General features: G+C 37.7%; 25 protein-coding genes. 23 read left to right on the forward strand and 2 right to left on the reverse strand.

What is annotated here, in order from left to right; genetic code table 11:
- Positions 1-296 precede the first annotated feature (296 nt).
- The 23 genes from der to ACF3N8_RS08350 all read left to right on the forward strand — a co-directional run bounded on the left by der (position 297) and on the right by ACF3N8_RS08350 (position 23,307).
- Entirely contained in the window at positions 297-1,607 is a 1,311-nt protein-coding gene (gene der / locus ACF3N8_RS08240; protein ID WP_392449817.1) for a ribosome biogenesis GTPase Der, read from the forward strand.
- Positions 1,608-1,621: 14 nt separating this feature from the next.
- Positions 1,622-2,620, forward strand: coding sequence for an NAD(P)H-dependent glycerol-3-phosphate dehydrogenase (locus ACF3N8_RS08245; RefSeq protein ID WP_009382437.1), 999 nt, complete (start codon positions 1,622-1,624; stop codon positions 2,618-2,620).
- Between the two features lie 170 nt (positions 2,621-2,790).
- A complete protein-coding gene (locus ACF3N8_RS08250; RefSeq protein ID WP_009382433.1) occupies positions 2,791-3,063 on the forward strand; it encodes an HU family DNA-binding protein in 273 nt (90 codons plus the stop codon).
- Between the two features lie 390 nt (positions 3,064-3,453).
- Positions 3,454-4,032, forward strand: a complete 579-nt coding sequence (locus ACF3N8_RS08255; RefSeq protein WP_392449818.1) for a heptaprenyl diphosphate synthase component 1 — start codon at positions 3,454-3,456, stop codon at positions 4,030-4,032.
- Positions 4,029-4,754, forward strand: a complete 726-nt coding sequence (locus ACF3N8_RS08260; RefSeq protein ID WP_009382429.1) for a demethylmenaquinone methyltransferase — start codon at positions 4,029-4,031, stop codon at positions 4,752-4,754. Before ACF3N8_RS08255 ends, ACF3N8_RS08260 begins: the two co-directional genes overlap by 4 nt.
- A gap of 1 nt (position 4,755) precedes the next feature.
- Positions 4,756-5,709: a polyprenyl synthetase family protein gene (locus ACF3N8_RS08265; protein ID WP_009382428.1), complete on the forward strand. Its 954-nt coding sequence runs from the start codon at positions 4,756-4,758 to the stop codon at positions 5,707-5,709.
- Between the two features lie 260 nt (positions 5,710-5,969).
- A complete protein-coding gene (ndk, locus tag ACF3N8_RS08270) occupies positions 5,970-6,419 on the forward strand; it encodes a nucleoside-diphosphate kinase (protein ID WP_009382427.1) in 450 nt (149 codons plus the stop codon).
- 474 nt (positions 6,420-6,893) lie between these two features.
- Positions 6,894-8,060 carry a chorismate synthase gene (gene aroC / locus ACF3N8_RS08275; protein ID WP_238100762.1) on the forward strand — a complete coding sequence of 389 codons (1,167 nt, stop codon included), beginning with the start codon at positions 6,894-6,896 and terminating at the stop codon, positions 8,058-8,060.
- 12 nt (positions 8,061-8,072) lie between these two features.
- The gene (gene aroB / locus ACF3N8_RS08280; protein ID WP_238093456.1) at positions 8,073-9,143 is read left to right on the forward strand and encodes a 3-dehydroquinate synthase; all 1,071 of its coding nucleotides are present in this window, start codon (positions 8,073-8,075) and stop codon (positions 9,141-9,143) included.
- Positions 9,144-9,146: 3 nt separating this feature from the next.
- A complete protein-coding gene (gene aroA / locus ACF3N8_RS08285) occupies positions 9,147-10,436 on the forward strand; it encodes a 3-phosphoshikimate 1-carboxyvinyltransferase (RefSeq protein WP_238093457.1) in 1,290 nt (429 codons plus the stop codon).
- A 3-nt stretch (positions 10,437-10,439) separates the two neighbouring features.
- Entirely contained in the window at positions 10,440-11,684 is a 1,245-nt protein-coding gene (locus ACF3N8_RS08290) for a lipopolysaccharide assembly protein LapB (RefSeq protein WP_009383766.1), read from the forward strand.
- An 8-nt stretch (positions 11,685-11,692) separates the two neighbouring features.
- Positions 11,693-12,238, forward strand: a complete 546-nt coding sequence (locus ACF3N8_RS08295) for a YpiB family protein (protein WP_238100758.1) — start codon at positions 11,693-11,695, stop codon at positions 12,236-12,238.
- Positions 12,239-12,251: 13 nt separating this feature from the next.
- Positions 12,252-12,854: a DUF1405 domain-containing protein gene (locus ACF3N8_RS08300; RefSeq protein WP_009383768.1), complete on the forward strand. Its 603-nt coding sequence runs from the start codon at positions 12,252-12,254 to the stop codon at positions 12,852-12,854.
- 36 nt (positions 12,855-12,890) lie between these two features.
- Complete coding sequence (locus ACF3N8_RS08305) at positions 12,891-13,580, forward strand: zinc metallopeptidase (RefSeq protein WP_009383769.1); 690 nt, start codon at positions 12,891-12,893, stop codon at positions 13,578-13,580.
- 256 nt (positions 13,581-13,836) lie between these two features.
- Entirely contained in the window at positions 13,837-14,166 is a 330-nt protein-coding gene (locus ACF3N8_RS08310; RefSeq protein ID WP_009383770.1) for a nucleotide pyrophosphohydrolase, read from the forward strand.
- 15 nt (positions 14,167-14,181) lie between these two features.
- Positions 14,182-15,321 (forward strand): N-acetyl-alpha-D-glucosaminyl L-malate synthase BshA, encoded by a 1,140-nt coding sequence (bshA, locus tag ACF3N8_RS08315; RefSeq protein WP_238101875.1) that lies wholly within the window; start codon positions 14,182-14,184, stop codon positions 15,319-15,321.
- A complete protein-coding gene (locus tag ACF3N8_RS08320; RefSeq protein ID WP_392450440.1) occupies positions 15,302-16,501 on the forward strand; it encodes a CCA tRNA nucleotidyltransferase in 1,200 nt (399 codons plus the stop codon). The genes bshA and ACF3N8_RS08320 overlap by 20 nt, the downstream gene beginning before the upstream one ends.
- Entirely contained in the window at positions 16,488-17,462 is a 975-nt protein-coding gene (locus tag ACF3N8_RS08325; RefSeq protein ID WP_009383773.1) for a biotin--[acetyl-CoA-carboxylase] ligase, read from the forward strand. The genes ACF3N8_RS08320 and ACF3N8_RS08325 overlap by 14 nt, the downstream gene beginning before the upstream one ends.
- A 15-nt stretch (positions 17,463-17,477) precedes the next feature.
- Positions 17,478-20,180, forward strand: a complete 2,703-nt coding sequence (locus tag ACF3N8_RS08330) for a helicase C-terminal domain-containing protein (protein ID WP_392449819.1) — start codon at positions 17,478-17,480, stop codon at positions 20,178-20,180.
- A gap of 64 nt (positions 20,181-20,244) precedes the next feature.
- The gene (gene asnS / locus ACF3N8_RS08335) at positions 20,245-21,537 is read left to right on the forward strand and encodes an asparagine--tRNA ligase (RefSeq protein ID WP_009383775.1); all 1,293 of its coding nucleotides are present in this window, start codon (positions 20,245-20,247) and stop codon (positions 21,535-21,537) included.
- 108 nt (positions 21,538-21,645) lie between these two features.
- Complete coding sequence (locus ACF3N8_RS08340) at positions 21,646-22,332, forward strand: DnaD domain-containing protein (RefSeq protein WP_392449820.1); 687 nt, start codon at positions 21,646-21,648, stop codon at positions 22,330-22,332.
- The gene (gene nth, locus ACF3N8_RS08345) at positions 22,322-22,984 is read left to right on the forward strand and encodes an endonuclease III (protein ID WP_009383777.1); all 663 of its coding nucleotides are present in this window, start codon (positions 22,322-22,324) and stop codon (positions 22,982-22,984) included. Before ACF3N8_RS08340 ends, nth begins: the two co-directional genes overlap by 11 nt.
- Positions 22,984-23,307 carry a YpoC family protein gene (locus ACF3N8_RS08350; protein ID WP_238101878.1) on the forward strand — a complete coding sequence of 108 codons (324 nt, stop codon included), beginning with the start codon at positions 22,984-22,986 and terminating at the stop codon, positions 23,305-23,307. The genes nth and ACF3N8_RS08350 overlap by 1 nt, the downstream gene beginning before the upstream one ends.
- A gap of 61 nt (positions 23,308-23,368) precedes the next feature.
- On the opposite strand, the gene ACF3N8_RS08355 is transcribed toward ACF3N8_RS08350, so the two are convergent.
- Positions 23,369-25,792, reverse strand: a complete 2,424-nt coding sequence (locus tag ACF3N8_RS08355; RefSeq protein ID WP_238101879.1) for a transglycosylase domain-containing protein — start codon at positions 25,790-25,792, stop codon at positions 23,369-23,371.
- Positions 25,789-26,415, reverse strand: coding sequence for a Holliday junction resolvase RecU (gene recU, locus ACF3N8_RS08360; protein WP_392449821.1), 627 nt, complete (start codon positions 26,413-26,415; stop codon positions 25,789-25,791). The genes ACF3N8_RS08355 and recU overlap by 4 nt, the downstream gene beginning before the upstream one ends.
- Between the last annotated feature and the right edge of the window lie 33 nt (positions 26,416-26,448).

Here is a 26,448-nt window from a genome sequence, read left to right on the forward strand (position 1 = left end):
ACATGTTATGCGTCATCAATAAGTATTGTATAGACGTTTTTTATTGGTTCAATCTTTGTTTCTCTACTAGTAAAAGTCCTTTCAATACGCTATCCTTTTTCAAAAAATGACAAGTTCACCAGTCAAACTTGTGAGCGAACGTTAGAATAGGGCTGCATTCAAGAAAGTACCTGTTCTAAAGGGCTTTTCAAAAAGAAGAAACGAAACTGAGTAATGTACTGAACCTTATATTTTCTTTTTTATTCATATCCCGTATGGTAGAATAATAGAGATATTTTAAGAGAGGGAGAATGGTTATGACAAAACCAATCGTAGCAATTGTTGGTAGACCTAACGTAGGTAAATCCACAATTTTCAACCGTATTGTTGGTGAACGTGTCTCTATCGTTGAGGATTCACCTGGTGTGACGCGTGACCGTATTTATTCAAGCGGTGAATGGCTTACAGATGAATTTAATATTATAGATACAGGCGGTATTGAAATCAGTGACGCACCTTTCCAAACGCAAATTCGTGCGCAAGCTGAAATCGCCATAGATGAAGCAGACGTTATTATCTTCATGGTTAATATTCGTGAAGGTTTAACACAAGATGATGAAATGATCGCGCAAATGCTTTACCGTTCAAATAAACCTGTCGTACTCGCGGTAAATAAAGTAGATAATCCTAAAATGCGTGCAGAAATTTATGACTTCTACGCTTTAGGATTCGGCGAACCGTTCCCAATTTCAGGTTCTCATGGACTTGGTTTAGGTGACTTATTAGATGAAGTTAAAAATCATTTCAAACGTGAGGAAGAGGACCCATATGATGAAGATACAATTAAGTTATCAATCATTGGCCGTCCGAACGTTGGTAAATCAAGCTTAGTTAATGCGATTCTCGGTGAAGAACGTGTTATCGTATCGAATGTCGCGGGAACAACGCGTGACGCGATTGATACGGAATATACGTTCGACGATCAAGACTACGTATTAATCGATACAGCGGGGATGCGTAAGAAAGGTAAAGTATATGAGTCTACAGAGAAGTATTCTGTACTTCGTGCTTTAAAGGCCATCGAACGTTCAAACGTTGTTCTTGTCGTGATTGATGCGGAACAAGGTATTATCGAACAAGATAAGCGTGTTGCAGGTTATGCCCATGAACAAGGTAAAGCAATTGTGATTGTTGTCAATAAATGGGATACTGTAGAAAAAGAGAACAACACGATGAAGAAATTCGCGGATAAGGTCCGTAACGAATTTCAATTCTTAGATTATGCGCAAATCGCCTTCGTTTCAGCAAAAGAAAAGCAACGTTTACGTACAATTTTCCCTTATATTAAAGAAGCGAGCGAAAATCATAAGAAACGTGTTAAAAGTTCTACTTTAAACGAAGTGGTAACAGATGCCGTATCTATGAACCCAACACCTACTGATAAGGGTCGTAGACTTAACATCTTCTATGCGACTCAAGTTGCGATAGAACCACCAACGTTTGTTATATTCGTAAATGATGTCGAATTAATGCACTTTTCATATAAACGTTACCTTGAGAATCAGATCCGACAAGCATTTGGTTTCGAAGGTACACCTGTACATCTAATTCCTAGACGCAGAAACTAATTGGAGGGGATTCTATGACAAATATTACTGTACTCGGTATGGGCAGCTTTGGTACTGCATTAGCCAATGTCCTTGCCGAAAATGGTAGTAATGTTTTAATGTGGGGGAAATCTGAACAAAGCGTCAACGATTTAAACACTAAGCACCGTAACACGAAGTATCTTAAAGATATCGATTTAGAGCCATCTATTAAAGCAACGTCTAACTTAGATGAAGCTGTTCGTCATGCAGATGTGTACGTTGTCGCGCTACCTACAAAAGCGATTAGACAGGTATTAACCGATGTGAACGACAAGCTTGATTCTAAGAAGACATTTATACACGTTGCTAAAGGTATTGAGAACGATACCTTTAAACGTGTGTCTGAAATGATCGAAGAAACGATTTCACCTGAATACTTTGAAGGTGTTGGTGTCTTATCTGGACCGAGTCACGCTGAAGAGGTTGTTGTTAAACAACCTACAACCGTTGCAGCATCATCTAAACAACACCGCATTAGTCAATTAATTCAAGATTTATTTATGAATGAATATTTACGCGTATATACAAATGACGATTTAGTCGGTGTTGAACTTGGCGGTGCCTTAAAGAATATCATTGCTTTAGCAAGTGGTATCGTGAGCGGAATCGGTTATGGCGATAACGCCAAAGCTGCTTTAATGACGCGTGGTTTGGCTGAAATTAGTCGCCTCGGTGAAAAGCTCGGTGCCGACCCTATGACATTTTTAGGTCTAGGTGGTATAGGTGACTTAATCGTGACGTGTACCTCTACGCACTCACGTAACTACACGTTGGGATATAAGCTCGGACAAGGTTTAACGTTAGAAGAAGCTTTAAATGAAATGAACATGGTTGTAGAAGGTGTATATACAACGAATTCAGTTTATAATCTCGCTTTAAGAGAAGACGTAGAGATGCCAATTACGGAAGCTTTATACCGTGTTTTATTCGAGGATGCACCTGTTAAAGACAGTGTCAAAGCACTCATGGGTAGAACGAAGAAGTCAGAATAATGTGTTATATTACAATTTTCTTGAATTTGGTAACAAATTTCTTGAAAATGTGTTCAAATCAACGTTTTTAAGCACATAAATCGTTGCAGATACTGATAACACTGTGTTAAAGTCATACCATAATGATATAACCTTATATCATTACATAACCTTCCGGGAGGTGAATTGACATGAACAAAACTGACTTAATCAACGCTGTTGCTGATCAAGCGGACTTAACTAAAAAAGAAGCTGGTCAAGCAGTTGATGCCGTTTTCGAATCAATTCAAACATCACTATCAAAAGGTGAGAAAGTACAATTAATTGGTTTCGGTAACTTTGAGGTACGTGAGCGTGCTGCACGTAAAGGACGTAACCCTCAAACTGGTAAAGAAATTGACATTCCTGCAAGCAAAGTTCCAGCTTTCAAAGCAGGTAAAGCTCTTAAAGACGCTGTAAAATAATAACGCATAAAATGGCCCTTTTATAAGGGCTTTTTTTATTGGTTCTAAATCAATTACGGTTGTTTAAGGTTTAATTTAGTTTTCTTAACAGCTGACTCCTAGGGGTGGAGCCCACGGTACAGTTAATGAACAAAGTAGTTGTGCTACTTTGTAAGTCCAACTAACGTACTGTAAGTACGAGTTGTACTTTACAGGAAAGCATGCTGTATAAGGAATTGTTCTAAATGTCCTACCTATGTCAAACAACAATCTTAAATATTAATAAACTTAATTTAAAATAAGGAATGTCATCTTAATCCAGATATTTAAACGTTTTATGAATAATTACGATTTTTAATTTCGTAACGATAATGTTATTATGGATAGTGATTATAACTTGAGGTGTGGGACATGGATTCTATAATGACATTATTTAACAAACAAATTAAAGACGTTTTAAGTGATATTAATTACAATGAACCAATTATTGTAAACGAGCCGTTGAGTGAGGTACTAGATACATATCATCTTCCGACTGAAGCTAAACTTTCATGTCTCATGATAGATACTGCAATGAATTTGTTAGATTCAATCTCATTTGATCATACATCGAAGCACTCGATATTAATTGGGGATTTATTGAGCGCGCATTATTATACGATTTTAGCTACGTTTAACGATTTGACTTTTCAAAAGAGAATGAGCGAAGCCATCATTAAATCTAACGAATTGAAATCATATATTCACCATCACAAACTTGATACACCTACACTAATCAATACAATTATCGAAATTGAGACAATCTTTCCACAAACCGCGTTCCAGACGTTCGACGTTGACTATAGCCAAGACGTATTCTTACAACTTGCATATAAACGACTCACAGACTATCATCCAGATTATTTGAATCACTTATCTGATGAAGCCTACCAAGAACTCATTGACGTAGTTTCCAACGATTATATAAAAGTAGAGGGTAATAAATCATGACTAAAAATAAAGCGAATAAAGAACAAGTTCATACCGTATTCCAAAATATTTCAACGAAGTACGATACTTTAAATAACATTATCAGCTTCGAGCAACATAAGATCTGGCGTAAAAAGATTATGAAAGAAATGAAGGTTCAATCAGGTTCTACTGCATTAGATGTATGTTGTGGTACGGCTGATTGGACGATTGCGTTAAGTAAAGACGTTGGTCCAGACGGCGAGGTTATTGGGCTAGACTTTAGTGAGAATATGCTTGAAGTCGGCAAAGAGAAAACGGTTGATATGGCGAATATTAAGCTTATCCAAGGCGACGCGATGTCATTACCATTTGATGATAACGAATTTGATTACGTTACGATTGGTTTCGGATTACGTAATGTGCCGGACTATAAGGCTGCTTTAGCGGAGATGTACCGCGTCTTAAAACCAGGCGGCATGGTCGTATGTCTTGAAACGAGTCAACCAACGATGCCTGTATTTAAGCAACTGTATCGATTATACTTTAAATTTGTAATGCCGATATTTGGTAAGATATTCGCTAAATCTCAAGCTGAGTATGAATGGTTGCAGCAATCAACGTTCGATTTTCCTGACAAAAAGACCTTAAAGCGTATGTTTGAAGAAGTTAACTTTAAGGATGTTAAAGTGCGTAGCTTTACAGGTGGCGTTGCTGCGATGCATTTAGGTTATAAAGAAAACAGTACTTCAAAAGGTGATTAATGTGTCAAAGATTAACATGAACAGTGAAATTAAGAAGATTGAGAAACAACTAAAAAAAGAAGTGAGTAGTGCTGATCACACACTTAATGACACAAGTCATCACCTACTTGATTCTGGCGGTAAACGTGTACGCCCACTGTTCGTCATTCTAAGTAGCCAGTTTGGAACGAAGGTTAATGACGAAAGTTATCGTGTTGCAGTCGCGCTTGAACTGATTCATATGGCGACTTTAGTTCATGATGACGTTATTGATAAAAGCGATAAACGTCGTGGTCGCCCGACGATCGTTAAGAAATGGGATCAACCAACTGCAATACTTACGGGAAATTTTCTGCTCGCACGTGCTCTAGAATACATCTCTTCGATTGATAACCAAGCGATTCATACGACATTGTCTAAAGCGATTGTAGAAGTATGTCGCGGTGAGTTGTTTCAATTTGAAGATCAATTTAATGGTAAACAAACGATTACGAATTACCTCAGACGCATAAATCGTAAGACAGCGTTACTGATTCAACTTGCTACAGAACTTGGCGCTATGTCATCACATTCAACGGATGAGACCGTATATCGTTTGAAGATGATTGGTCACTATATCGGAATGAGTTTCCAAATTGTCGATGATATTCTCGATTTCACAAGTACCGAGAAGGCATTAGGGAAGCCTGTAGGTAGCGACCTCATGAATGGTCATATCACGTTACCAGTACTGTTAGAAATGCGCAAGGATGCAAACTTTAAAGCACGTATTGAGGCGCTTCATGCGGAATCAGAACCTAAAGAGTTCGATGCGATTATTAAGCGTGTTAGACAATCAGCGTCGATTGATGAGTCTAAGGCCATTAGTCAGCGTTATTTAGACAAAGCGATTCAATTATTGAATGAGCTTGAAGATAATCACGCTAAAGTTTTAATCGAGAAATTGATACACCGTATGGGTAAACGTACAGCTTAATGTACGATCAAAGATAAATTGATGTGCCAGTAGGTGTCGTAACGTCCGCTGGTTTTTGTTTGAGTATTTTTCTTTAAATGCGTGCGTGTTTTGAAAGGGCTTTTGCTAATGAAGATTGAAGGGTATAAAGATTCCACTTCTCATCCTTGAAAAGCCCTCTAAGCGTAGCGTTGAGATGACTTGATATTTAGAATTGAATGAATAATTAAATAATGATACTATTAATGAGAAATACATAATTGAAATAGGGGGATTTATCCATGGAACGTACGTTTCTTATGCTTAAACCAGATGCAGTTCAACGTAATTTAATCGGAGAAGTTGTATCACGCTTAGAAAAGAAAGGCTTAAAATTAGTAGGCGCTAAATTAATGACTGTACCTAAGTCTTTAGCTGAAGAGCACTACAAAGAGCTTTCTGACAAACCATTCTATGATGGATTAATTTCATTTATTACATCAGCACCTGTATTTGCGATGGTTGTTGAAGGGGAAGATGTTGTTAACGTAACACGTACAATTATCGGTAGTACAAATCCAACAGAAGCAACACCTGGTACAATTCGTGCTGACTACGGTTTAACTGTAGGCCGTAACGTGATTCACGGTTCTGACTCAAATGAATCAGCTGAACGTGAAATTAACTTATGGTTCAACGAAGATGAATTAACGGATTACAAATCTATCCAAGAACCATGGATTTACGAATAATACGCAATTAAGTTTGGAAGCTAAGACGATGAGTCTTAGCTTTTTTATAATTCATAAAATTTCTTAACAGCATGTTTTCATTTTAGTATGCTAAATAAAACAATTCTATCAAAAAGCAAGCTTTCCTGTATAGTCCAACTCAAACTTCAGTTTGTTAGTTGGACTTACAAAGTAGCTATGCTACTTTGTACCATGCTCAACCCCCAGCTCTATACTTAGTAATTCGCTTAAACGTGATAGGTTAAGATTTAGCGGTGCGTTCAACGTTAAGTGCGTTGTTTTCCTCGAGCTTCTACCTAACCTTTAAACGTTTGGATTGAAGTGTCATTCCTCCTGTATGATATAATACTCGTGATTATTCGTGTCGTTACCACATTACATATGTTTTTTCTAATTTTTCAGTTAATTAAATTCAAACTCTGTGGTAGAATTTAGAAATATCTTATTAAATATTTATAGAACGGAGTGATGAGGATGCGTTTTTTAACATCTGGTGAATCCCATGGACCTCAATTAACAGTTATCGTTGAAGGTGTACCTGCACACTTAGAAGTTAATGTTGAGGATATTAATAAAGAAATGTTTAAACGTCAAGGTGGATACGGACGTGGACGCCGTATGCAAATTGAGAAGGATGCGGTAGAAATTGTTTCAGGTGTACGAAATGGTTACACACTAGGTAGCCCAATTACGTTAGTGATTACAAATGATGATTTCACGCATTGGCGAAACATTATGGGTGTACATCCAATTAGTGAAGAAGCTCAGGCAAACATGAAACGCGTAATCACTAAACCTAGACCAGGTCATGCTGATTTAGTTGGCGGTATGAAGTATCAACATCGCGACTTACGTAATGTACTTGAACGTTCATCTGCACGTGAAACTGCAGCGCGTGTAGCGGTAGGTGCGTTGTCTAAAATTTTACTTAAGCAACTTGGTATCGATATCTTTAGTCGTGTCGTTGAAATTGGTGGTATTAAAGATACAAGTGAATTCGACCTAGACTTAATTAAATCTAAATGTGACCAAAATGATGTTCGCGTTATCGATGACACGATTGCGCAATCAATTCGTGATAAAATCGATCAAGCGAAAAAAGACGGCGATTCTATTGGTGGCGTCGTTCAAGTTATTGTAGATAAGATGCCTGTCGGAATAGGTAGTTATGTGCATTACGATAGAAAGCTTGATGGGCGTATTGCGCAAGGTGTTGTAAGTATTAATGCGTTTAAAGGTGTTAGCTTTGGTGATGGTTTTAGCGTTGCAGGAAAGCCTGGCAGTGAAGTTCAAGATCAAATCGCATATGATGAAACAAAAGGTTATATGCGTCTATCTAATCACTTAGGTGGTCTTGAAGGCGGTATGTCGAACGGGATGCCGTTAATTGTAAATGGTGTTATGAAACCGATTCCTACATTATATAAACCGTTAAATTCCATCGATATCGAAACGAAAGAACCGTTTAAAGCAACTATTGAACGTTCTGACAGTTGTGCGGTACCTGCAGCGAGTGTGGTATGTGAACACGTGGTGGCTTTTGAAGTTGCGAAGGCACTTATTGAAGAATTTGAATCGAATACGATGATGCAACTAAAAGCACAGATTGAGAATCGACGTGCGACGAATCAAACGTTCTAGGGAGTGAACGCAATGCGTTTAGATACAACTTATGAGAGAGATAATTATCCGATTATCGTTGAAAATGGGGCGCTTAACCACCTTAAATCATATGTAGAATCGTATCATACCGTTATTTTGTGTGTGGATGATACTGTACAAGCCTCATGGTCTGACAAAATAACATCTATCGCCGAAGAAACGGGTGCTCGGTTAAAAGTACTGCATAGTGGAGAATCGTTGAAATATCTCAAACATTACGAAACCTTTGTGGAAGGGCTTTTAAAAGAGGGCGTTACAAGAAACACTTGTTTAGTGGCTATCGGTGGTGGCGCTACAGGTGACTTTGTAGGATTTGTTGCGGCGACGCTCTTACGTGGCGTCGACTTTATTCAAGTACCTACGACGATACTCGCGCACGATTCGAGCGTTGGCGGCAAGGTCGGCATTAATACGAAAGCTGGGAAGAACTTAATCGGCGCCTTTCATCGACCGGAAGCCGTGTTGTACGATTTAGACTTTCTTACTACACTACCTTATAGCGAAATTTTAAGTGGCTATGGGGAAGTGTTTAAGCACGCGTTATTAAATAACGTTGATCAAGTTAACGCTTTAATGAAAGCTTATCCAAATCAAGCGCAACTTAAAGCGCTTCATGACATGGAGAAATACTTAGTGCTTGGTATCGTAACGAAATTAAAGATTGTGGTAGCTGATGAAAAGGAATCAGGTTTACGAAAACATTTAAATCTCGGTCATACCTTTGGTCACGCGTTTGAATATTTATACCACATTCCGCACGGTCAGGCTATTCTAGTCGGCATTCTATACCAAATGATACTGTCTAACGAGCACCTACAAGCGAACTTTGATATTCAGAAATACTACCAATACTTGCGTAGGCTTGACGTGCCTTTTCAAGAAATGGAGCAAGTGAACTTTGAATCCATCTATAAACTGATGTTAAAGGATAAGAAAAACACGCAAGCCGGCGTTCAAATGGTCTTACTTAAGGACTATGGCGAACCGATTACGATGACTGTTGAAAAGTTAGCGCTTAAATCTGCGTTTCTTAAGCTACAGTCGCTGATAAAGGAAGTGTAACAAATGGAAGCAATTCAAATTAAAGGGCCGTTAAAGGGCGACATCGAGGTGCCGGGCGATAAGTCGATTACGCATCGCGCAATTATCTTAAGTGCACTTGCTAAAGGACAAGCTACGATTTATAAACCGCTTCTCGGCGAAGATTGTTTACGCACAAAAGCTATCTTTGAATTACTTGGCGTCGATATTTCGATCGAATCTGACAAGATGTTCATCGATTCGAAAGGCTATACATCATTTACAACGCCGCACCAAGTTTTATATACTGGTAACTCTGGAACGACAACACGCTTACTTGCGGGACTCTTCGCAGGACTCGGCATTCAAGCTGTCTTATCAGGAGACGCTTCCATCGGCAAAAGACCTATGGACCGTATTATGAAGCCGCTTCTACAAATGGGCGCACGCATTAGAGGCGTAGATGATAATTATACACCACTGATTATTGACACAAGCGACATTAAAGGTATTGATTATAGGATGCCTGTCGCAAGCGCTCAAGTTAAAAGTGCGATTCTCTTAGCGAGTCTCTTTAGTGAAGACGAGACGACTATTCACGAGTTAGCATTGACGCGTAATCATACAGAGACGATGTTCCGTCATTATAATATTCCATTAAATATTGACGGCAATGAGATTCAAACTGTCTCACGCGGAATCGATCACATTCAGCAAAGGGACTTCTATGTGCCAGGTGATATTTCATCAGCTGCGTTCTTTATTGTCGCTGCACTTATTACACAAGGTAGCGATATCACGCTTCACAATGTTGGGATGAACCATACGCGAACAGGCATTATTGATATCGTGAAACAAATGGGCGGTCGTATCGATATCTTTAACGTGTCGGAAGGTGCTGAGCCGACCGCTTCAATTCGCGTTCAATATACAGAGAACTTGAAACCAGTTTCGATTGAAGGCAACATTATACCGAGATGCATCGATGAAATTCCGATTATAGCGTTACTCTGTACCCAAGCTACTGGAAAGAGTATGATAAAGGATGCAGGTGAATTGAAAGTTAAAGAAACAAATCGCATTGATACGACGGTTAATGAACTCAATAAACTCGGGTTTGATTTAACGTCGACTGACGACGGTATGATAATTATGCCGTCTACGATTACTCAAGTTGCAAACGTTGATAGTCATACCGACCATCGTATTGGTATGATGTTAGCCATTGCGTCACTTTTAACACCATCAACGATTCATATTGACCGATTCGATAGCGTTAATGTGTCATTTCCAGGATTCTTATCTAAACTAAAACAATTAGAAAATGAGGGATAATGTATGGAGGACATCCATAAGATTATAGATGATATCAACCTTCAAAATTTAAAGGGCATCGATTCACGCGTTGAAAATGCGCTCACTGAAGAACAAGATGAAGGTGCGTTATTCATACTTGGTGAAACACTCTACCAATATGGCTTAATACCACAAGGTTTAGAAGTGTTTCGATTCCTTTACCATAAATTTCCGAACGAACCTGAACTCTTAATTTACTTTGTAGAAGGATTAATTGCGGAAGGTGAAACAGACGAAGCCTTAGAGTATCTCACTGAAGTTGAAGATACGCCTGAGAAGCTCATGTTAGAAGCAGATTTATATCAACAACTGAATATGCTTGAGGTCGCCATTGAAAAGCTCAACCAAGCCAAAATGATTCAACCAGAAGATCCGATTATCAATTTCGCGTTAGCTGAACTCTTCTACTATGATGGCCAGTGGTTACGTGCTGTTACAGAATACGACACTGTTCTTGAGACAGGTGACTACATGATTAATGGTGTGAACTTGTTCTCACGTATCGCGGATTGTAGTCTTCAAAGTGGTAACTATGCAGACGCGATTCAAAACTACGATGAAATTAGTGATTCTGAAATGACGTCTGAAGATTATTTTAAGAAGGCCATTTCATATGAGAAGAATGAGCGTACTAAAGAAGCCATCAGCATTATGAAAGACCTATTGACGAAGGACCCAGACTTTATTCAAGGTTATTTCTACTTACAGCAACTTTATGAGCTTGAAAAGGACTATCCAAGCGCGATAGAAATTGGTAATGAAGGTCTTAAACTTAACCAATTCTATAAAGAGTTAATGTGTCAGACTGGTAGCTTAGAAATCGAACACGGCGATCAAAATGATGGTGTCGATCATTTACTTGAAAGTTTAGAAGTAGATCCAAGCTATCATGAACCAGTCCTTATCTTAAGTGAATTTTACCGAGAACAAGATGACCACGAAGCATTAATTGGGTTAATTAAGTATGTAGATGAAGAGGACATGGACCCTGTATTTATGTGGCATTTAGCCTATGCATACGGTGAAGAAGAACGTGATAAAGAAGCCATGCATTTCTATCAACTTGCTTATCAAACACTCAATGACCAAGCACCATTCTTAAGCGATTACTATTTCTATCTCATAGAAATCGGTCACATCGAAGAAGCAAAGCCAATCTTACAAAAGCTTAAGGAAATTGACGCGACAAACGAAACTTGGTTTGAAGAAGAAGACAGATTACAATAGGTGATCGTATGTCAACAACGTCTATTACGTGGGATAAACAAAATTTCATAGAATATCTATTGTTCCATTATGAATTTAAATCACGCATTAGTGTCTGGATATTAAACTACATTAAAGCTGATTTAGAGACGCTCGAACGCATGCACTTCGTCGATACTATTGTACCTTCGCATCAAACGCTAGAATTAAGTGTTAATCACGCTTATCACATTGGTGTGAAGTTAACACGTGATGGTGAAACTTATTATAATAACAACATGATATTTAAGTTAATCGCAACGACACATGAACCCTTTGACCTCAAGATTCATTTTGAAAAGGGTAAGCGTAATGATAGATATGATACGTTACTATTCAATCAACTCTTGGCTTCACCTTCGTATGAAGCGTATTTACAAGACTTATACGATATTCATTTGTCACAGCCCGATCAAGAACATTTAATTCATGAATTAAAAGCTTCAATCGATCTAAGTCTTCAACTTAAGCAAGAAGACCGCTTTAAACAGTATAGTCATATCTTAAATTCGATACAGTTTCGAAATTTTAAATAAAGGATACATGTTTATGAATTTGATGCAAAATTGGCGCATGCTGATTACAAATAAGTTTTTCTTATATTTTATAATTTTATGTAACTTACTAGGAACCATTTATGGCTATATTTGGTATGGCTCGCAGCTTGCTGAAACACCTTGGTATTTTTATATCTTCGTGCCAGATAGCCCGACTGCTACACTTTTTCTAACGATTTCGTTAATTTTGTTACTTTTCAATCGGAAAAGCACAATCATCGATACACTCGCATTTGTGACGTTAATTAAGTACGGTGTTTGGGCTGTATTTATGAATATCTTTATGTTTTATGTGGATCAAACGATTTATCCCATGGGCGTGATGCTTATCATGTCACACGGTATCATGGCAATACAAGCATTCTTGTTTATGCCATTATTTAAGTTTGATATTAAAAGTATTATCATAGCACTTATTTGGGTATTTCATAATGATGTCATTGATTATGTATTTCATCAGTATCCGAAATACGGATCACTTGATCCTTTCGAACCAATAATTGCCTATGTCGCATTTTGGTTAACCGTTATCAGCTTTTTATGCATCTCTTTGAAAAAGCCCTTAACCGAAAATAAAATGTTTGACCAATCTTAACGTACTAATTAAAATATAATATGAGGAGTGAAGTGAATGTTATCATACCTATTATTTCTGTTTATCGTAATGATTCTCCCAATGTACGCACAACATAAAGTTAAAAAGAACTATGAGAAATACTCTCAAGTGCGTTCAACTAGTGGGAAAACAGGTCGAGATGTTGCTTTAGAAATTTTACATGCGAATGGGATCTATGACGTAGAGGTTAAACAGGGACATGGCTTCTTAACGGACCATTATGACCCTAGAAATCGAGTACTTGTATTATCACCAGCAAACTTCAATCGTCCAAGTGTTGCCGGTGCTGCAATCGCTGCTCACGAAGTTGGACACGCGATTCAACATCATCAAGGTTATTTCTTCTTAAAATTTAGAACAGCGCTCGTACCACTTGCGAACCTTGGTGGCTCATTATCTTACATCTTTATTATGATTGGTTTTGTATGTACGATGATGCAATTCGCATTCGGTTCAACAGCTTTATGGATTGGTATTTTCCTAATGGCTTTATCTGTATTATTCTCAATCATCACATTACCTGTTGAGTTTGATGCAAGTAAACGTGCAATGAATCAAATTCAATCTTTAAACTTAGTTAATCAAAAAGAATATAAACATGCGCAGAAAGTGTTACAAGCTGCAGCAATGACTTACGTTGCTTCTACAGCAGTAGCAGTTGCCGAATTAGTTCGTTTAATTCATTTTACGCAATCACAAGATTAATAGATATCGAAACTGGGACATTTTAAATGTCTCAGTTTTTTTTAGTTATGGATACAAGAGGCGTATTACGAAAAAGAAAATAGGCATTTCAGCTTCCAGTAGCTTAGAGGGCTTTTCAAAGAGGGCAAGCGTCTATGAAAGGAACGTATTTGACCTAAATTACTTAAACAAATGTGCTCGAAATTTGCCGTGTGTATCACGAAATTGAAATTCGACGTACTCTATAATACTATATGTGATAAGGGAGGACGACGTTATGACGAAATCTATGAATGATATGCAGAAGGAAGTTGACCAATACATAAGCCAATTTAAGACGGGCTACTTCTCGCCGCTCGCAAATCTTGCACGCTTAACAGAAGAAGTTGGCGAACTCGCAAGAGAAATTAACCATACGCACGGAGAGAAGAAAAAGAAGGCGAGTGAAGCTGAGAACACGATTAAAGCTGAACTTGGTGACAATCTGTTTGTATTATTATGTCTCGCGAATTCTTTAGACATTGATATGACTGAGAGTTTCGATGAGACAATGGCGAAATTCAACACGCGCGATAAAGATCGCTTTGAACGAAAGTCTGACTCATAAAGGAGGTGCCGTTGTATGAAGATTGGTATTACATGTTATCCATCTATGGGTGGATCTGGCATCATTGCGACTGAACTTGGTATTTTAATGGCTGAAAAAGGACATGATGTCCATTTTATAACGTCTAATATTCCATTTAGAATGCGTAAGCCTATCCCAAATATTACATTTCACCAAGTTGAAGTGAATCAATATGCGGTATTTCAATATGCGCCGTATGATATCACGCTTAGTACTAAAATTGCGGATGTCATTAAGGAATATGACCTCGACATCTTGCATATGCACTATGCGATTCCTCACGCAATTTGTGGCATTCTAGCACGCGAAATGGCAGGTCGAGATGTGAAGATTATGACGACTTTACATGGTACGGATATAACGGTGCTTGGTTATGACCATGCGTTAAAAGGCGCGATTCGATTCGGCATTGAACGTAGTGACATGGTGACGAGTGTAAGTCATGCTTTAAAAGACGAAACGATGGATATCATTAAGCCGAATAAAACGATTACGCCTATTTATAATTTCGTTAGGGAGAACGAATTCCCAACATGCTACAATCCTAAGCTTAAGGAAACGTATGGTATTGAAGATGATGAGAAGGTCATCATTCACGTGTCGAACTTTAGACGTGTTAAACGTATTGATACGATTATTGAAACGTTCTATTATATTCGAAAAGAAATGAAAGCGAAGTTAATTTTACTTGGAGATGGACCTGAACTGATTGATATGAAAGCGTATGCCAGACAACTGGGTTGCTTTGACGATATTTTATTCTTAGGTAAACAAGACTACGTGAGCGAATTTTACCAAATGTCTGATTTAGTGCTATTACTCAGTAACAAAGAAAGCTTCGGTTTATCATTGCTTGAAGCGATGAAGACAGGCGTGCTTCCGATTGGTACGCACGCTGGCGGTATTAAAGAAGTCATCAAACATAACGAAACAGGCTTCTTAGTAGATGTAGGCGATAGTAAGAAAGCGAGTGAATATGCGCTTGATATCTTAAATGATCCTGAGCGTTATCAATCGATGAAACAAACAATGTTGAAAGATATCGAGGAACGTTTCTACTCAGGGAAGATCGCGGATGAGTATGAATATTATTATAGGAAGATGTTAGGTGACAATCATGAAGAAAGCCTTTAATGACGCTAGACCGATACTTGATACCATCGAACAACATGGCTATGAGGCATATTTTGTTGGTGGTGCGGTCCGAGATTTCATCCTCGAGCGCCCAATTAATGATGTTGATATTACGACGAGTGCGACGCCTGATGAAATCGAAACGATATTTGAGCGTACAATTCCGATTGGTAAAGAACACGGCACGATTAATGTGTTATATGATGACGATCAATACGAGGTGACGACGTACCGTACTGAAAGCGATTATGTCGACCATCGTAGGCCAGATCATGTAGCGTTCGTGCGAGAACTGAAAGAGGATTTGAAGCGTCGTGACTTCACAATAAATGCGCTTGCGATGGATAAGGACTTTCAAGTTGTCGATTACTTTGAAGGTAAGAAGGACATGCGCTTACGCCAGATTCGTGCGGTAGGTGAGCCAGCAGAACGTTTTACTGAAGATGCACTACGCATTCTACGCGGCGTACGCTTTCAGTCTCAACTTGACTTTGAAATCGAGACCCATACATTTCGCGGTATGGCCGCTCAAATTCATGACATCAAGTATTTATCCATTGAACGTATCGTTGTAGAACTGAAGAAATTGTTTCATGGTGTCGCCGTTGAAAAGACCCTTAAGTCTATGAACCATTTAGGTGCCTTTAATGATATTCCAGTGTTTAAATCCTTTGATATGAAAAGACTTAAGCTAAGTACACCGCTATCAATGGACTTTGTACTCGCTATACTTAAGCTTCAACAAGGGTCAGTTCAGTTAAAGCCACTTAAAATTAGTAATCAAGAACTTCAAACGATTCAAACTTATGAAAAAGCCATTGCTCAAATAAACGCGATTCAAAGTAAATTCGATATCGACAAATTACTATTTCAAATAGATATTCAATGTATTTATAGTATCATTTCAAAAACTGATATACTTAAAGAGAATGATGTTTTACACGTCTCGCCGTTCATTTTTAACAAGCAAGTCGTTGAAACGCGTTACGCTCAGTTACCGATAACATCGTTTAACGATTTAGCTGTAAATGGGCATGATCTTATGACACACTTGAATCAAAGAGGTGGCCCTTGGATCAAAGCAACACTTAATCAAATAGTAGACGCCATTCTAAAACGAGACATAATAAACGATAAAGACGAAATATTGAAATGGGTGACACAACATGTCGAAGTATGAAAATGATGTATTAAATGTATTGTATCAGCACCAACCTGAATTCGTTTCAGGCCAATTTATTGCTGAGCAACTTAAAATATCAAGAACCTCAGTTAAAAAGGTTATTGACCGTTTGAAAAATGATGGATGTGAAATTGAATCGATTCATAACAAGGGACACCATTTGGTAAATCTTCCAGATAAATGGTATGAGACGCTTGTTGATCGACTTATCCAAAAATCATCACTCATCGACTATGCCGTAACGCATGAAACGGTTGATTCAACACAAATACTCGCTAAACAAGCATTAGTTGGAAATCAAGATACATTTATGGTTATCGCAGATGAACAAGTTAAAGGGAAGGGACGTTTTAACCGACCATGGGCTTCAGAAAGAGGTCTCGGTTTATGGACGTCTCTTGTATTACGTCCAAATGTGCAATTTTCAATGATTACGACATTCAACTTATTTATGTCGCTAGCAATTCGTGATGCGATTCAATCCTTTGTGGAAACAGATGTATTTGTGAAATGGCCGAATGACATTTATATTGGTGATAAGAAGGTGTGTGGCTTTTTAACGGAGATGGTCGCAAATCATGATGGTATTGAAGCGGTTATTTGTGGCATTGGAATCAATATGAATCAACTTGGTGACCATTTCGATGAAGTTATTAAAGATAAAGCGACGTCCATTCGTCAACACAACAATGATGTATTAATCGATCGATATGATTTCTTAGACGTGTTACTCAAGAACATCGAACACCGCTACCTACAATTTTTAAGTACGCCATTTAAAGATATTAAGGATCAATATATGAAACATTCTAATATCTGGGACCGTACGCTTACGTTTACTGAAGGCAGCAAGCGTTTTAAAGGCGAACCTGTTTCAATCGATGATCAAGGGTTCCTTCACGTTAAAGATGGAAACGGTGATATGCATCGTTTAATGAGTGCTGATATAGAATCTTAAGAGAGGAGAACAATTATGGCTCAGCCGTGTTATGCCGTTGTAGATTTAGAGACTACGGGCAATCAAATACAAACCGATGAAATCATTCAAATAGGTATAACATTCGTGAAAGGCGATGTCATCACAGGTACGTATCAATCTTTAATTAAGACGGATATCACGATTCCGCCATTTATCTCAGCGCTGACATCGATTGATAACGAAAGTTTAGCTAACGCGCCTTATTTCCATGAAATTAAAGAGCAAATTTTAAAGCAACTTCAAGGTTGTATCTTTGTCGCACATAACGCGGATTTCGACCTGAAGTTTTTAAAGGCCTCTTTTGAAGCATGTAATATGTCATTTGAACCGTATAAGGTCATTGATACGATGGAACTCTTTAAGATTGCGTTCCCTACTGCGAAAAGCTATCAGTTAGGTGAGCTTGCAAGTGCGCTTGATATCCCGTTAGATCATGCACATCAAGCTGATGAAGATGCGAAGACAACCGCTTTAATCATGTTGAAAAGCTTTGATAAATTCAAAAACTTACCTTTAGATTCTAAGAAACAACTTTATTATTTAAGTAAAGCACTTAAATATGATTTAAAAGATTATTTCTTTGAATTAATCCGTCATTCTAAAGAGATTGACATTTCAAAAGATTATGGTCAGTTCGAACAACTCATTTACAAAAAGCAAGTTGATTTAAAACTACCGAAATTTAAATTACCTCATACGTTAAAAGATATTTATGCATTAGTAGTGGAACGTTTAAATCTTAATTACCGAAGCGAACAACTTTACTTAGCAGAAACCATTTTTGAGCAACTTTTACATAATGAAAAGGCCTTAATCGAAGCTGAGTTAGGTAGCGGTAAATCTCTTGCTTATTTATTAGCTGCCTTATTATATAATCATGAAACTGATCGTCATGTAATGATATCGACGAATACGAAACTACTTCAAAATCAGTTGTTGCATAAAGATATACCATTATTAAACGAGGCACTTGGTATCAACGTCAATGCTGCGCTCATTAAGAGTAAGAATGATTATATTTCACTCGGTTTAATCAGCCAAATTTTGAAAGATGAAACGCATAACTACGAGGTCAGTTTATTAAAAGCCCAATTACTAATTTGGATAACCGAGACCGAAACAGGCGATATTCACGAATTAAATCTTAAAGGTGGACAAAAAGTCTACTTCGAACAAAAGGTTGAGACTTACGTGCCTGTGCCTGGCGATATTCATTATTATAATTACATTAAACGTAACGCTAAGCACATTCAAATTGGTGTAACGAATCACGCGCACTTACTTCATCAGTCTAATGAGAATTCGATTTATCACTTATTTGATGACTGTATCATTGATGAAGCGCACCGTTTACCAGACTATGCACTTAATCAAGTTTTATCGAAACTGACCTATAGTGACATCAAATATCAACTCGGATTAATTGGTAAAAACGAAAATGAGAAACTACTTCAGAAGATAGACGAGCTTGAACAAAAGCGTATCTTTGAACGTATTGATATTCCACCAATTGATGTCTTTGGACTTAAAATTGACATTAATGAACTACATGAATTAACAGAAGACTTATTCGATCATATGTTAGACATTATTCATACATCACATATTTATGATGATGAAAGTAATAGGTTTCATTATGCGTTCGAATTTAATCCATCACCATTAATTCAAAAACTGACACTCATTACTCATAAAATTAATCACATTTTAGAATACTTTAACGGAATGAGTCATAAAACAATCAAAACGACGCGTAAACAATTGCTTTATATTAACGATCAATTTAAACAAGTTTTAAAAAGTCTCAAAGCCAACCATACGTCGTTTATCGCAATTAAAAATGTAGAACAGAAATCAACGATTGAACTTATGATTAAAGATCATTCAGTTAAAGATATCTTATCCGAACGCATCATCGATAAGTTTAACGCTTTAACATTGATTTCAGGTACGCTCACGTTCAATGAATCTTTCGAGCATTTTAAAAAGTGGTTCCATAATGAGCACACCTTTAATGCATACATTATTAATACGAAGATGAAACGAAAGCATGAACCTAAACTTTTCATACCAAGTGATATCGAAAGTTACGATTATTCAAATATCGACGGGTATGTGATGTCTATCGTGAACTATATCGTAGAGTATGTGAACACGACGCAGGATAAATGCTTAGTGCTTTTCACAAGTTATAAAATGTTGTACATGGTCAATGAGTATCTCAATGAAATGCCTGAACTATCGGATTATGTGATATTGCATCAACAACAAAGTCAGAATAATAAAATCGTAAATCAATTTAATAAATTTGATAAATCAATCCTGCTCGGCACGAATACGTTCTTTGAAGGATTTGATTTCCAAAGCAAGGGCATTAAATGCGTGATGATTGCGAAATTGCCATTTATGAATCAGAAACATACGAAATATTGGCTCATGCATGACGAATTTATTCACATCTTTAAAGATTATGTGCTGCCTGATGCGGTAACGCGCTTTAGACAGGGGCTAGGGCGCTTAATTCGAAATGAGGATGATAATGGCATCGTCGTGTCGTTTGATAATCGCTTGATACATAGTCAGTATCAACAATATTTCGAATCGACGACAGCATCATTCGACGTGATTAATAAAGACATCAATATTTTCCGAAAAGTCCTAAAAGATTTAATCCAAGACGATAGAAACAATTCTTAATCTAGAAGTTACGCAGTGATTTTGTTAAACTAAAGAAGAGTATTTTATAAATAGGAGACTGGTTATGAAAACGACAATTAGAGAAGCTAAAAAATATATCGACCAAGAAGTAACAATTGGTGCTTGGCTTACAAATAAACGTTCAAGCGGTAAAATTGCATTCTTACAATTACGTGATGGTACAGGTTTCATGCAAGGTGTTGTAGTGAAATCTGAAGTTTCAGAGGACGTATTCCAAACTGCGAAAGACATCACGCAAGAATCTTCAATGTACATCACAGGTACGATTACAGAAGATAACCGTTCTGATCTAGGTTATGAAATGCAAGTGAAATCAATTGAAATTATTCACGAAGCAAGTGATTATCCGATCACACCTAAAAACCATGGTACTGAGTTCTTAATGGACCACAGACACTTATGGTTACGTTCTAAGAGACAACATGCGGTTATGACAATCCGTAATGAAATCATTCGTGCAACATACGAATTCTTTAATGAAAATGGATTCACTAAAATTGACCCACCAATTTTAACAGCAAGTGCGCCAGAAGGTACAAGTGAATTATTCCATACTAAATACTTTGATGAAGATGCATACCTTTCACAAAGTGGTCAGCTATACCTTGAAGCTGCAGCAATGGCATTCGGTAAAGTATTCTCATTCGGGCCAACGTTCCGTGCTGAAAAGTCTAAAACAAGACGTCACTTAATTGAGTTCTGGATGATCGAACCTGAAATGGCGTTTACGAACCATGATGAAAGCTTAAAAGTACAAGAAGAATACGTTGCGCACGTTGTTCAATCTGTACTTAAGAATTGTAAAATTGAACTTAATATTTTAGATCGTGACACTTCAAAACTTGAGAAAATCAAAGCACCATTCCCACGCATTACGTATGATGATGCGATTGAATTCTTAAAAGAAGAAGGCTTTGACGATATCGAATGGGGCGAAGATTTCGGTGCACCACATGAAACGGCTATCGCTAACCATTATGACTTACCAGTATTCATCGTGAACTACCCAACTAAGATTAAGCCATTCTACATGCAACCAAACCCTGAGAACGAAGACACAGTACTATGTGCTGACTTAATAGCACCTGAAGGTTATGGTGAAATCATTGGTGGTTCAGAACGTATTAATGATGCTGAATTACTTGATCAACGTATCGATGAACACGGTTTAGATAAAGAAAGCTATAACTATTATTTAGATTTACGTAAATACGGAAGCGTACCACACAGTGGCTTTGGTTTAGGTTTAGAACGCACAGTTGCTTGGATTTCAGGCGTTGAACACGTTCGTGAAACATCACCATTCCCACGCTTATTAAACCGTTTATATCCATAATCAATGTCGACATAAAAATAGTGTTAAAGAGCCAGGGACTTAGTACGTTTCCCTGGCTTATTATATAGGGCGCACGTACCTAATCCTAATGAATATTGAGGTGAGCTTATGCATACTAAATTTTTAAAAGAACGTCCGCTCGTGATACATCATATGCTTTTAAATCATTACAACGAGCTAGGCATCAACGAACAAGACTTCGTGATATTACTCAAATTGATATATGCTTACGACGTGACGAATAAACAGCCGTCTATACTTACGCTTCAACAAGGTACGACGCTTGAAGAGCGTGAAATCACCGCTACTATTCAAAAGCTCATCCAACGTGATCTTCTTGATCTGAGTGTTCATAAAGATGATGAAGGTAAATTCTCTGAGTACATGAGCTTAGAGGGCTTTTACGAGAAGCTATCGGAAATCATGAAGAAGGATATTTCTGAAGATCACCATAAGAAGAAAGAGATCGACTTTAAAACACTCTTCCAACAATTCGAACAATCGTTTTCAAGACCGCTATCTCCTATAGAAATTGAAACGTTGAATCAATGGATTGATGTCGATCAACATGGTAATGAATTGATTCTACAAGCTTTGAATGAAGCTGAATCTAACCAAAAGCTGAGTATGAAGTATATTGATCGGATACTGCTGAACTGGAAGAAGAATAATGTTGAGACGATTGAGCAATCGAAGCAGGTGAGTCGTGCGTTTAATCAACCTGAAATGCAGCATAAAGTTAAGAAAATACCGAAATTTGATTGGCTGAATGGGGAGAATCCGTATGATAAGTAAGAAAAAAGCGTTAGAAATGTTAGATGTCATCGATGACATGTTTCCGGATGCTGAATGTGAATTGAGGCATGAGAATCCGTTCGAATTAACGATTGCTGTACTCTTATCAGCTCAGTGTACGGACAAACTTGTGAACAAGGTAACGGCGTCGCTCTTTGAAAAGTACAAGACACCCGAGGATTATTTAGCGGTTGAACTTGAGGAATTGCAGGATGACATTCGTTCAATTGGCCTCTATCGTAACAAGTCTAAGAATATTCGAAAGTTGTGTGCGTCACTTCTTGAAAAGTTCGACGGTAAAGTTCCTGAAACCCATGCTGAGTTAGAAAGCTTAGCAGGTGTTGGTCGTAAGACAGCAAATGTTGTGATGAGTGTCGCATTTGGAGAACCTTCTTTAGCGGTAGATACGCATGTAGAACGTGTTTCAAAGCGTTTAGGTATTTGTCGCTATAAAGATAATGTGCGTGAAGTGGAACGTAAACTTACATCGATTATACCGCGCGAACAATGGACGAAGAGTCATCATCAGCTTATCTTCTTCGGTAGGTATCATTGCCTAGCTAAAAAACCGAAATGTAGTGAGTGTCCATTGCTACAAGATTGTAGAGAAGGGCAAAAGCGTTATCGTGCAAGTTTAAGGGAGTCATCTTAATGTTTAAGGAAAAGTTTAGTCAATTAGAAAGTGAATTAGATGAAATGAGTAAGTTGCGTCAATTGAAGACTGAATCAGGTAAAGCATTACTCGATCAATACTTCGACTTATTAATGGCGTACTTTAAGGATATTAATGAAATTGAGGATTATGATGCGGCGCGTATAAATGCGTTGCCTGTAGTGCCAATGAACTTTGAAGAACGATTATCATATATCGAATTGCGTAAGCATCACTTTATGGGTTATCAACAAATGAAGACGATGAAACAGGAATTGATTAAGATGAATGCGTCGTATCAAATTCGTAAAAAGCGTCAGTGATAGAGAAGAATAAGCGTATATGAAAAAGACCAGGCTCAATGCCTGGTCTTTAATTATGTCGTTAACCCGCTTGCTGTGACTGACCGTTTTGAGGTCGGGTGGATGTTTGCGGTGTTGTCGACTGTTGATTTTGAGAATTTTGATTACCTTGGTTGCTACCATTTTGTTGCTGACTTTGGTTACCTTGTTGTGTAGCCCCAGCTGGCTTTTGGTTCTGAGATTGTCTTTGAGATTGACCTTGTTGTTGTGACTGAGTCGTACCTTGTTGCTGTTGGTTCTGAGTAGTAGCACTTGATCCATTAGAACTATTTGATGACTCTGAGCTGCTGTCGCTTTCAGATGAATCAGATTCTTCACTTGATTCGTCAGATGATGGAACTGAGCTAGTACTGTTACCAAAGTTTGAGTTAGGTGATGATTTTGTTTTATTGTCTGTAGTTGAACTATCTTTGTTACCAGCAATATTGTAGTTAGGGTAGCTACCTTCAACTGAAGCTGGTTTCTTGTAATCTTGACCATCTTTAGGGTTAACTTCACTCATAACATCTTGAAGTAATCCTTGTGGTAAGACTTGTTCATCATGACCAACAAATGAGTTTTCACCGTATGGTTTAACTTTATCAAAGCCCATCCACACTGACATTGAATATTTCGGTGTGAAACCGTTTATCCAAACGTCTTTTGCGGCAGAATCTGGTAAGTTATATTGGTCATAAATTTGTTGCGCATAAGTACCAGTACCTGTCTTAGCTGCTAAGTTAATGCCTGGTACGCCTTTACCAAACGCAGAGCCGTATGGTTCGAATGTACCTTTAAGCATTTCAGCTAACATGAAGGCTGTTGAATCTTTCATTGCCTTATTACTTGAGTGTTCAAATTCGATTGTATCACCGTCAGCGTCCACAACTTTTTGAATTGAGTGCGCTTTGTTGTACTCACCGCCGTTAGCGATTGCCGCGTAGGCAGAAGCAAGTTCAGTAGGTGAGAATTCAGATGATGAACCACCAAGTACATCAGAAGGGCCGATATCTTTAGATTGATATTCAAGTCCAACTTTTTCAGCAAATTTAACTGGTGCGCCATTACCTGCATGGTCCTTAACTTCTTGCCATGTCTTGAGTGCAGGAACGTTGAAACTTTGTCTTAACGCGTCAAAGGCAGAAACTTCACCGTGACCTTTTTGGTCGTAGTTTTTGAAGATGCCTCCGTTAATGTTAATTTGGTCTTCGTCCTGGATCTTATGGTTTGTTGCCCAGTTCATGTTTTCAATGGCTGGTCCATAAGCTAAGAATGGTTTTAATGAAGAACCAGTAGGGTGAACATCTGTAGCCATGTTACGTTCTACAACGTCTTTATAATCACGGCCACCTGAAATCGCGACTAATCCACCAGTTTCACTATCAACAATAGTGGCACCAACTTTTTGGTCATCGTTCTTATAATAAGAACCGTTATTAACTTTGTCTTGTAAAGAGTTTTGAACATTTTTGTCCATGTTCGTGTAGATCTTAATACCACTGTTCATAACGTCTTGAAGATTTTTACCTTTGTATTCTTCGTTAGACATTAACTCTTGTTTCACAAAGTTAATATATGATGCATATTGCTTAGAATCTTCATCTTCAGGTTGAATTTGACGATCTTTAGCTGTACGTTCTACAAGGTTTTTGTCGATAGGTGTTTCTTGTGCTTCCTTCATTTGCTTCTTAGAAATACGTCCGTGCATTTCCATCAGATGTAATACTGTGTCTTTACGCTTTTCAGCACGATCTGGATGGTCATAAACGTTGTTGTAAGAAGGTACTTGAGGTAAACCAGCTAAGTATGCAGATTCAGCAAGATTTAAGTCTTTTAAATCTTTATCAAAATAGTACTTAGCAGCGGCTTTAACACCATGTACACCATCGTTGTAGTAAATCTTGTTTAAGTACATTTCGAAAACTTCATCTTTACTATATTCTTGCTCTAAACGGTAAGATAGATAAGCTTCTTGTGCTTTACGTCCGATAGACTTTTCATTCGTTAGGAACGAACGTTTAACAACTTGTTGTGTAAGCGTTGAAGCACCTTGAGAACCGAATCCACCTGTAACGTTCTTAAGAACTGCGCCGAATAAACGTTTATAGTCTAATGCACCATGGTCATAGAAGCGATTATCCTCAGTTGCTAATACAGCATCTTTCATTTGCTGTGGTACTTCATCGATATCAACACGTGCACGACGCTGACCGTCGTCCATGGTCTTAACCAGTTCTCCGTTCCTGTCATAAATTTTTGCCGGTATTTTATCTTGTAACTTAGAATCACTAAAAGCTGGAGCTTTCCAAGCATAATAAGCAAAAAGTAATATACCTAACAACATTAAGACTAAGAAGGCTAAGAACAAGAATCCTAGAATCTTAATTATCGTCCTCTTAATGTTTTTATTCTGTTTTTTACCGGACTTCGACTTATTTGAACGCGAAGTCCTATTCTTTTGGCTCATAAGCGGTCCTCACTTTCATCTAATATCAACTTATCAACTGCATTAAGATAGTTTAATCGTGGTTGATACTGATAAGGAATATGGTAACCATTTTCTCTGATTTCTTCAACCGAAATAGACTTCTTGACATCGTTTAAAAAACGTTGCCAAAATGGTAAAAACTTCCTATAAGATATTAAATAAACTTCATTTAAGCTTTTGAAACGTATCATTAAAAAGACAATCGCTTTTTGCTGATAAACCGCTTCCATATGCGACACTTGATGGTCGTGAATATTATTCAAAGGGAAGGAGGTTTTGTTCTTTGTTTCCTTAGCTTCGAAGTCAATGTAATATCCATTATAAATACCATTATAGTCGGTTGTAGAAGGGGTCCTGAAGTATGCTTCTCTTATGACAGCTTTACTACGCATCGGATAGTCGACATTAACAATTTGAACCGGAGTCGGTTTTTTATGTATGACTGCTCGGTTAGTCTCTCGGTAATATTTATTCGATTTCTCGATATCCGATTCTAAAGACATACCTCTACCACCATATTTAATGTTACGTGACTGGGACTGCTTTTTCATTACGTCCTGAGTCCGATTTCTTAAAAATGGCTTCCCATTAGGATAATTCATTTGTTTCACCACGCATTATTAATGGTTCATCCG

It is taken from the genome of Staphylococcus massiliensis (genome assembly GCF_043186315.1).
GTDB classification, from domain to species: Bacteria; Bacillota; Bacilli; order Staphylococcales; family Staphylococcaceae; genus Staphylococcus; species Staphylococcus massiliensis.

Coding starts and splice junctions, on each gene's coding strand:
- ACF3N8_RS08340 (WP_392449820.1), top strand. CDS start 21,646: ATGCATACTAAATTTTTAAAAGAACGTCCGCTCGTGATACATCATATG.
- aroA (WP_238093457.1), top strand. CDS start 9,147: ATGGAAGCAATTCAAATTAAAGGGCCGTTAAAGGGCGACATCGAGGTG.
- ACF3N8_RS08290 (WP_009383766.1), top strand. CDS start 10,440: ATGGAGGACATCCATAAGATTATAGATGATATCAACCTTCAAAATTTA.
- asnS (WP_009383775.1), top strand. CDS start 20,245: ATGAAAACGACAATTAGAGAAGCTAAAAAATATATCGACCAAGAAGTA.
- ACF3N8_RS08305 (WP_009383769.1), top strand. CDS start 12,891: ATGTTATCATACCTATTATTTCTGTTTATCGTAATGATTCTCCCAATG.
- ACF3N8_RS08255 (WP_392449818.1), top strand. CDS start 3,454: ATGGATTCTATAATGACATTATTTAACAAACAAATTAAAGACGTTTTA.
- ACF3N8_RS08325 (WP_009383773.1), top strand. CDS start 16,488: ATGTCGAAGTATGAAAATGATGTATTAAATGTATTGTATCAGCACCAA.
- bshA (WP_238101875.1), top strand. CDS start 14,182: ATGAAGATTGGTATTACATGTTATCCATCTATGGGTGGATCTGGCATC.
- recU (WP_392449821.1), bottom strand. CDS start 26,415: ATGAATTATCCTAATGGGAAGCCATTTTTAAGAAATCGGACTCAGGAC.
- der (WP_392449817.1), top strand. CDS start 297: ATGACAAAACCAATCGTAGCAATTGTTGGTAGACCTAACGTAGGTAAA.
- ACF3N8_RS08355 (WP_238101879.1), bottom strand. CDS start 25,792: ATGAGCCAAAAGAATAGGACTTCGCGTTCAAATAAGTCGAAGTCCGGT.
- aroB (WP_238093456.1), top strand. CDS start 8,073: ATGCGTTTAGATACAACTTATGAGAGAGATAATTATCCGATTATCGTT.
- ACF3N8_RS08310 (WP_009383770.1), top strand. CDS start 13,837: ATGACGAAATCTATGAATGATATGCAGAAGGAAGTTGACCAATACATA.
- ndk (WP_009382427.1), top strand. CDS start 5,970: ATGGAACGTACGTTTCTTATGCTTAAACCAGATGCAGTTCAACGTAAT.
- ACF3N8_RS08260 (WP_009382429.1), top strand. CDS start 4,029: ATGACTAAAAATAAAGCGAATAAAGAACAAGTTCATACCGTATTCCAA.
- ACF3N8_RS08245 (WP_009382437.1), top strand. CDS start 1,622: ATGACAAATATTACTGTACTCGGTATGGGCAGCTTTGGTACTGCATTA.
- ACF3N8_RS08330 (WP_392449819.1), top strand. CDS start 17,478: ATGGCTCAGCCGTGTTATGCCGTTGTAGATTTAGAGACTACGGGCAAT.
- ACF3N8_RS08250 (WP_009382433.1), top strand. CDS start 2,791: ATGAACAAAACTGACTTAATCAACGCTGTTGCTGATCAAGCGGACTTA.
- ACF3N8_RS08300 (WP_009383768.1), top strand. CDS start 12,252: ATGAATTTGATGCAAAATTGGCGCATGCTGATTACAAATAAGTTTTTC.
- nth (WP_009383777.1), top strand. CDS start 22,322: ATGATAAGTAAGAAAAAAGCGTTAGAAATGTTAGATGTCATCGATGAC.
- ACF3N8_RS08295 (WP_238100758.1), top strand. CDS start 11,693: ATGTCAACAACGTCTATTACGTGGGATAAACAAAATTTCATAGAATAT.
- ACF3N8_RS08350 (WP_238101878.1), top strand. CDS start 22,984: ATGTTTAAGGAAAAGTTTAGTCAATTAGAAAGTGAATTAGATGAAATG.
- aroC (WP_238100762.1), top strand. CDS start 6,894: ATGCGTTTTTTAACATCTGGTGAATCCCATGGACCTCAATTAACAGTT.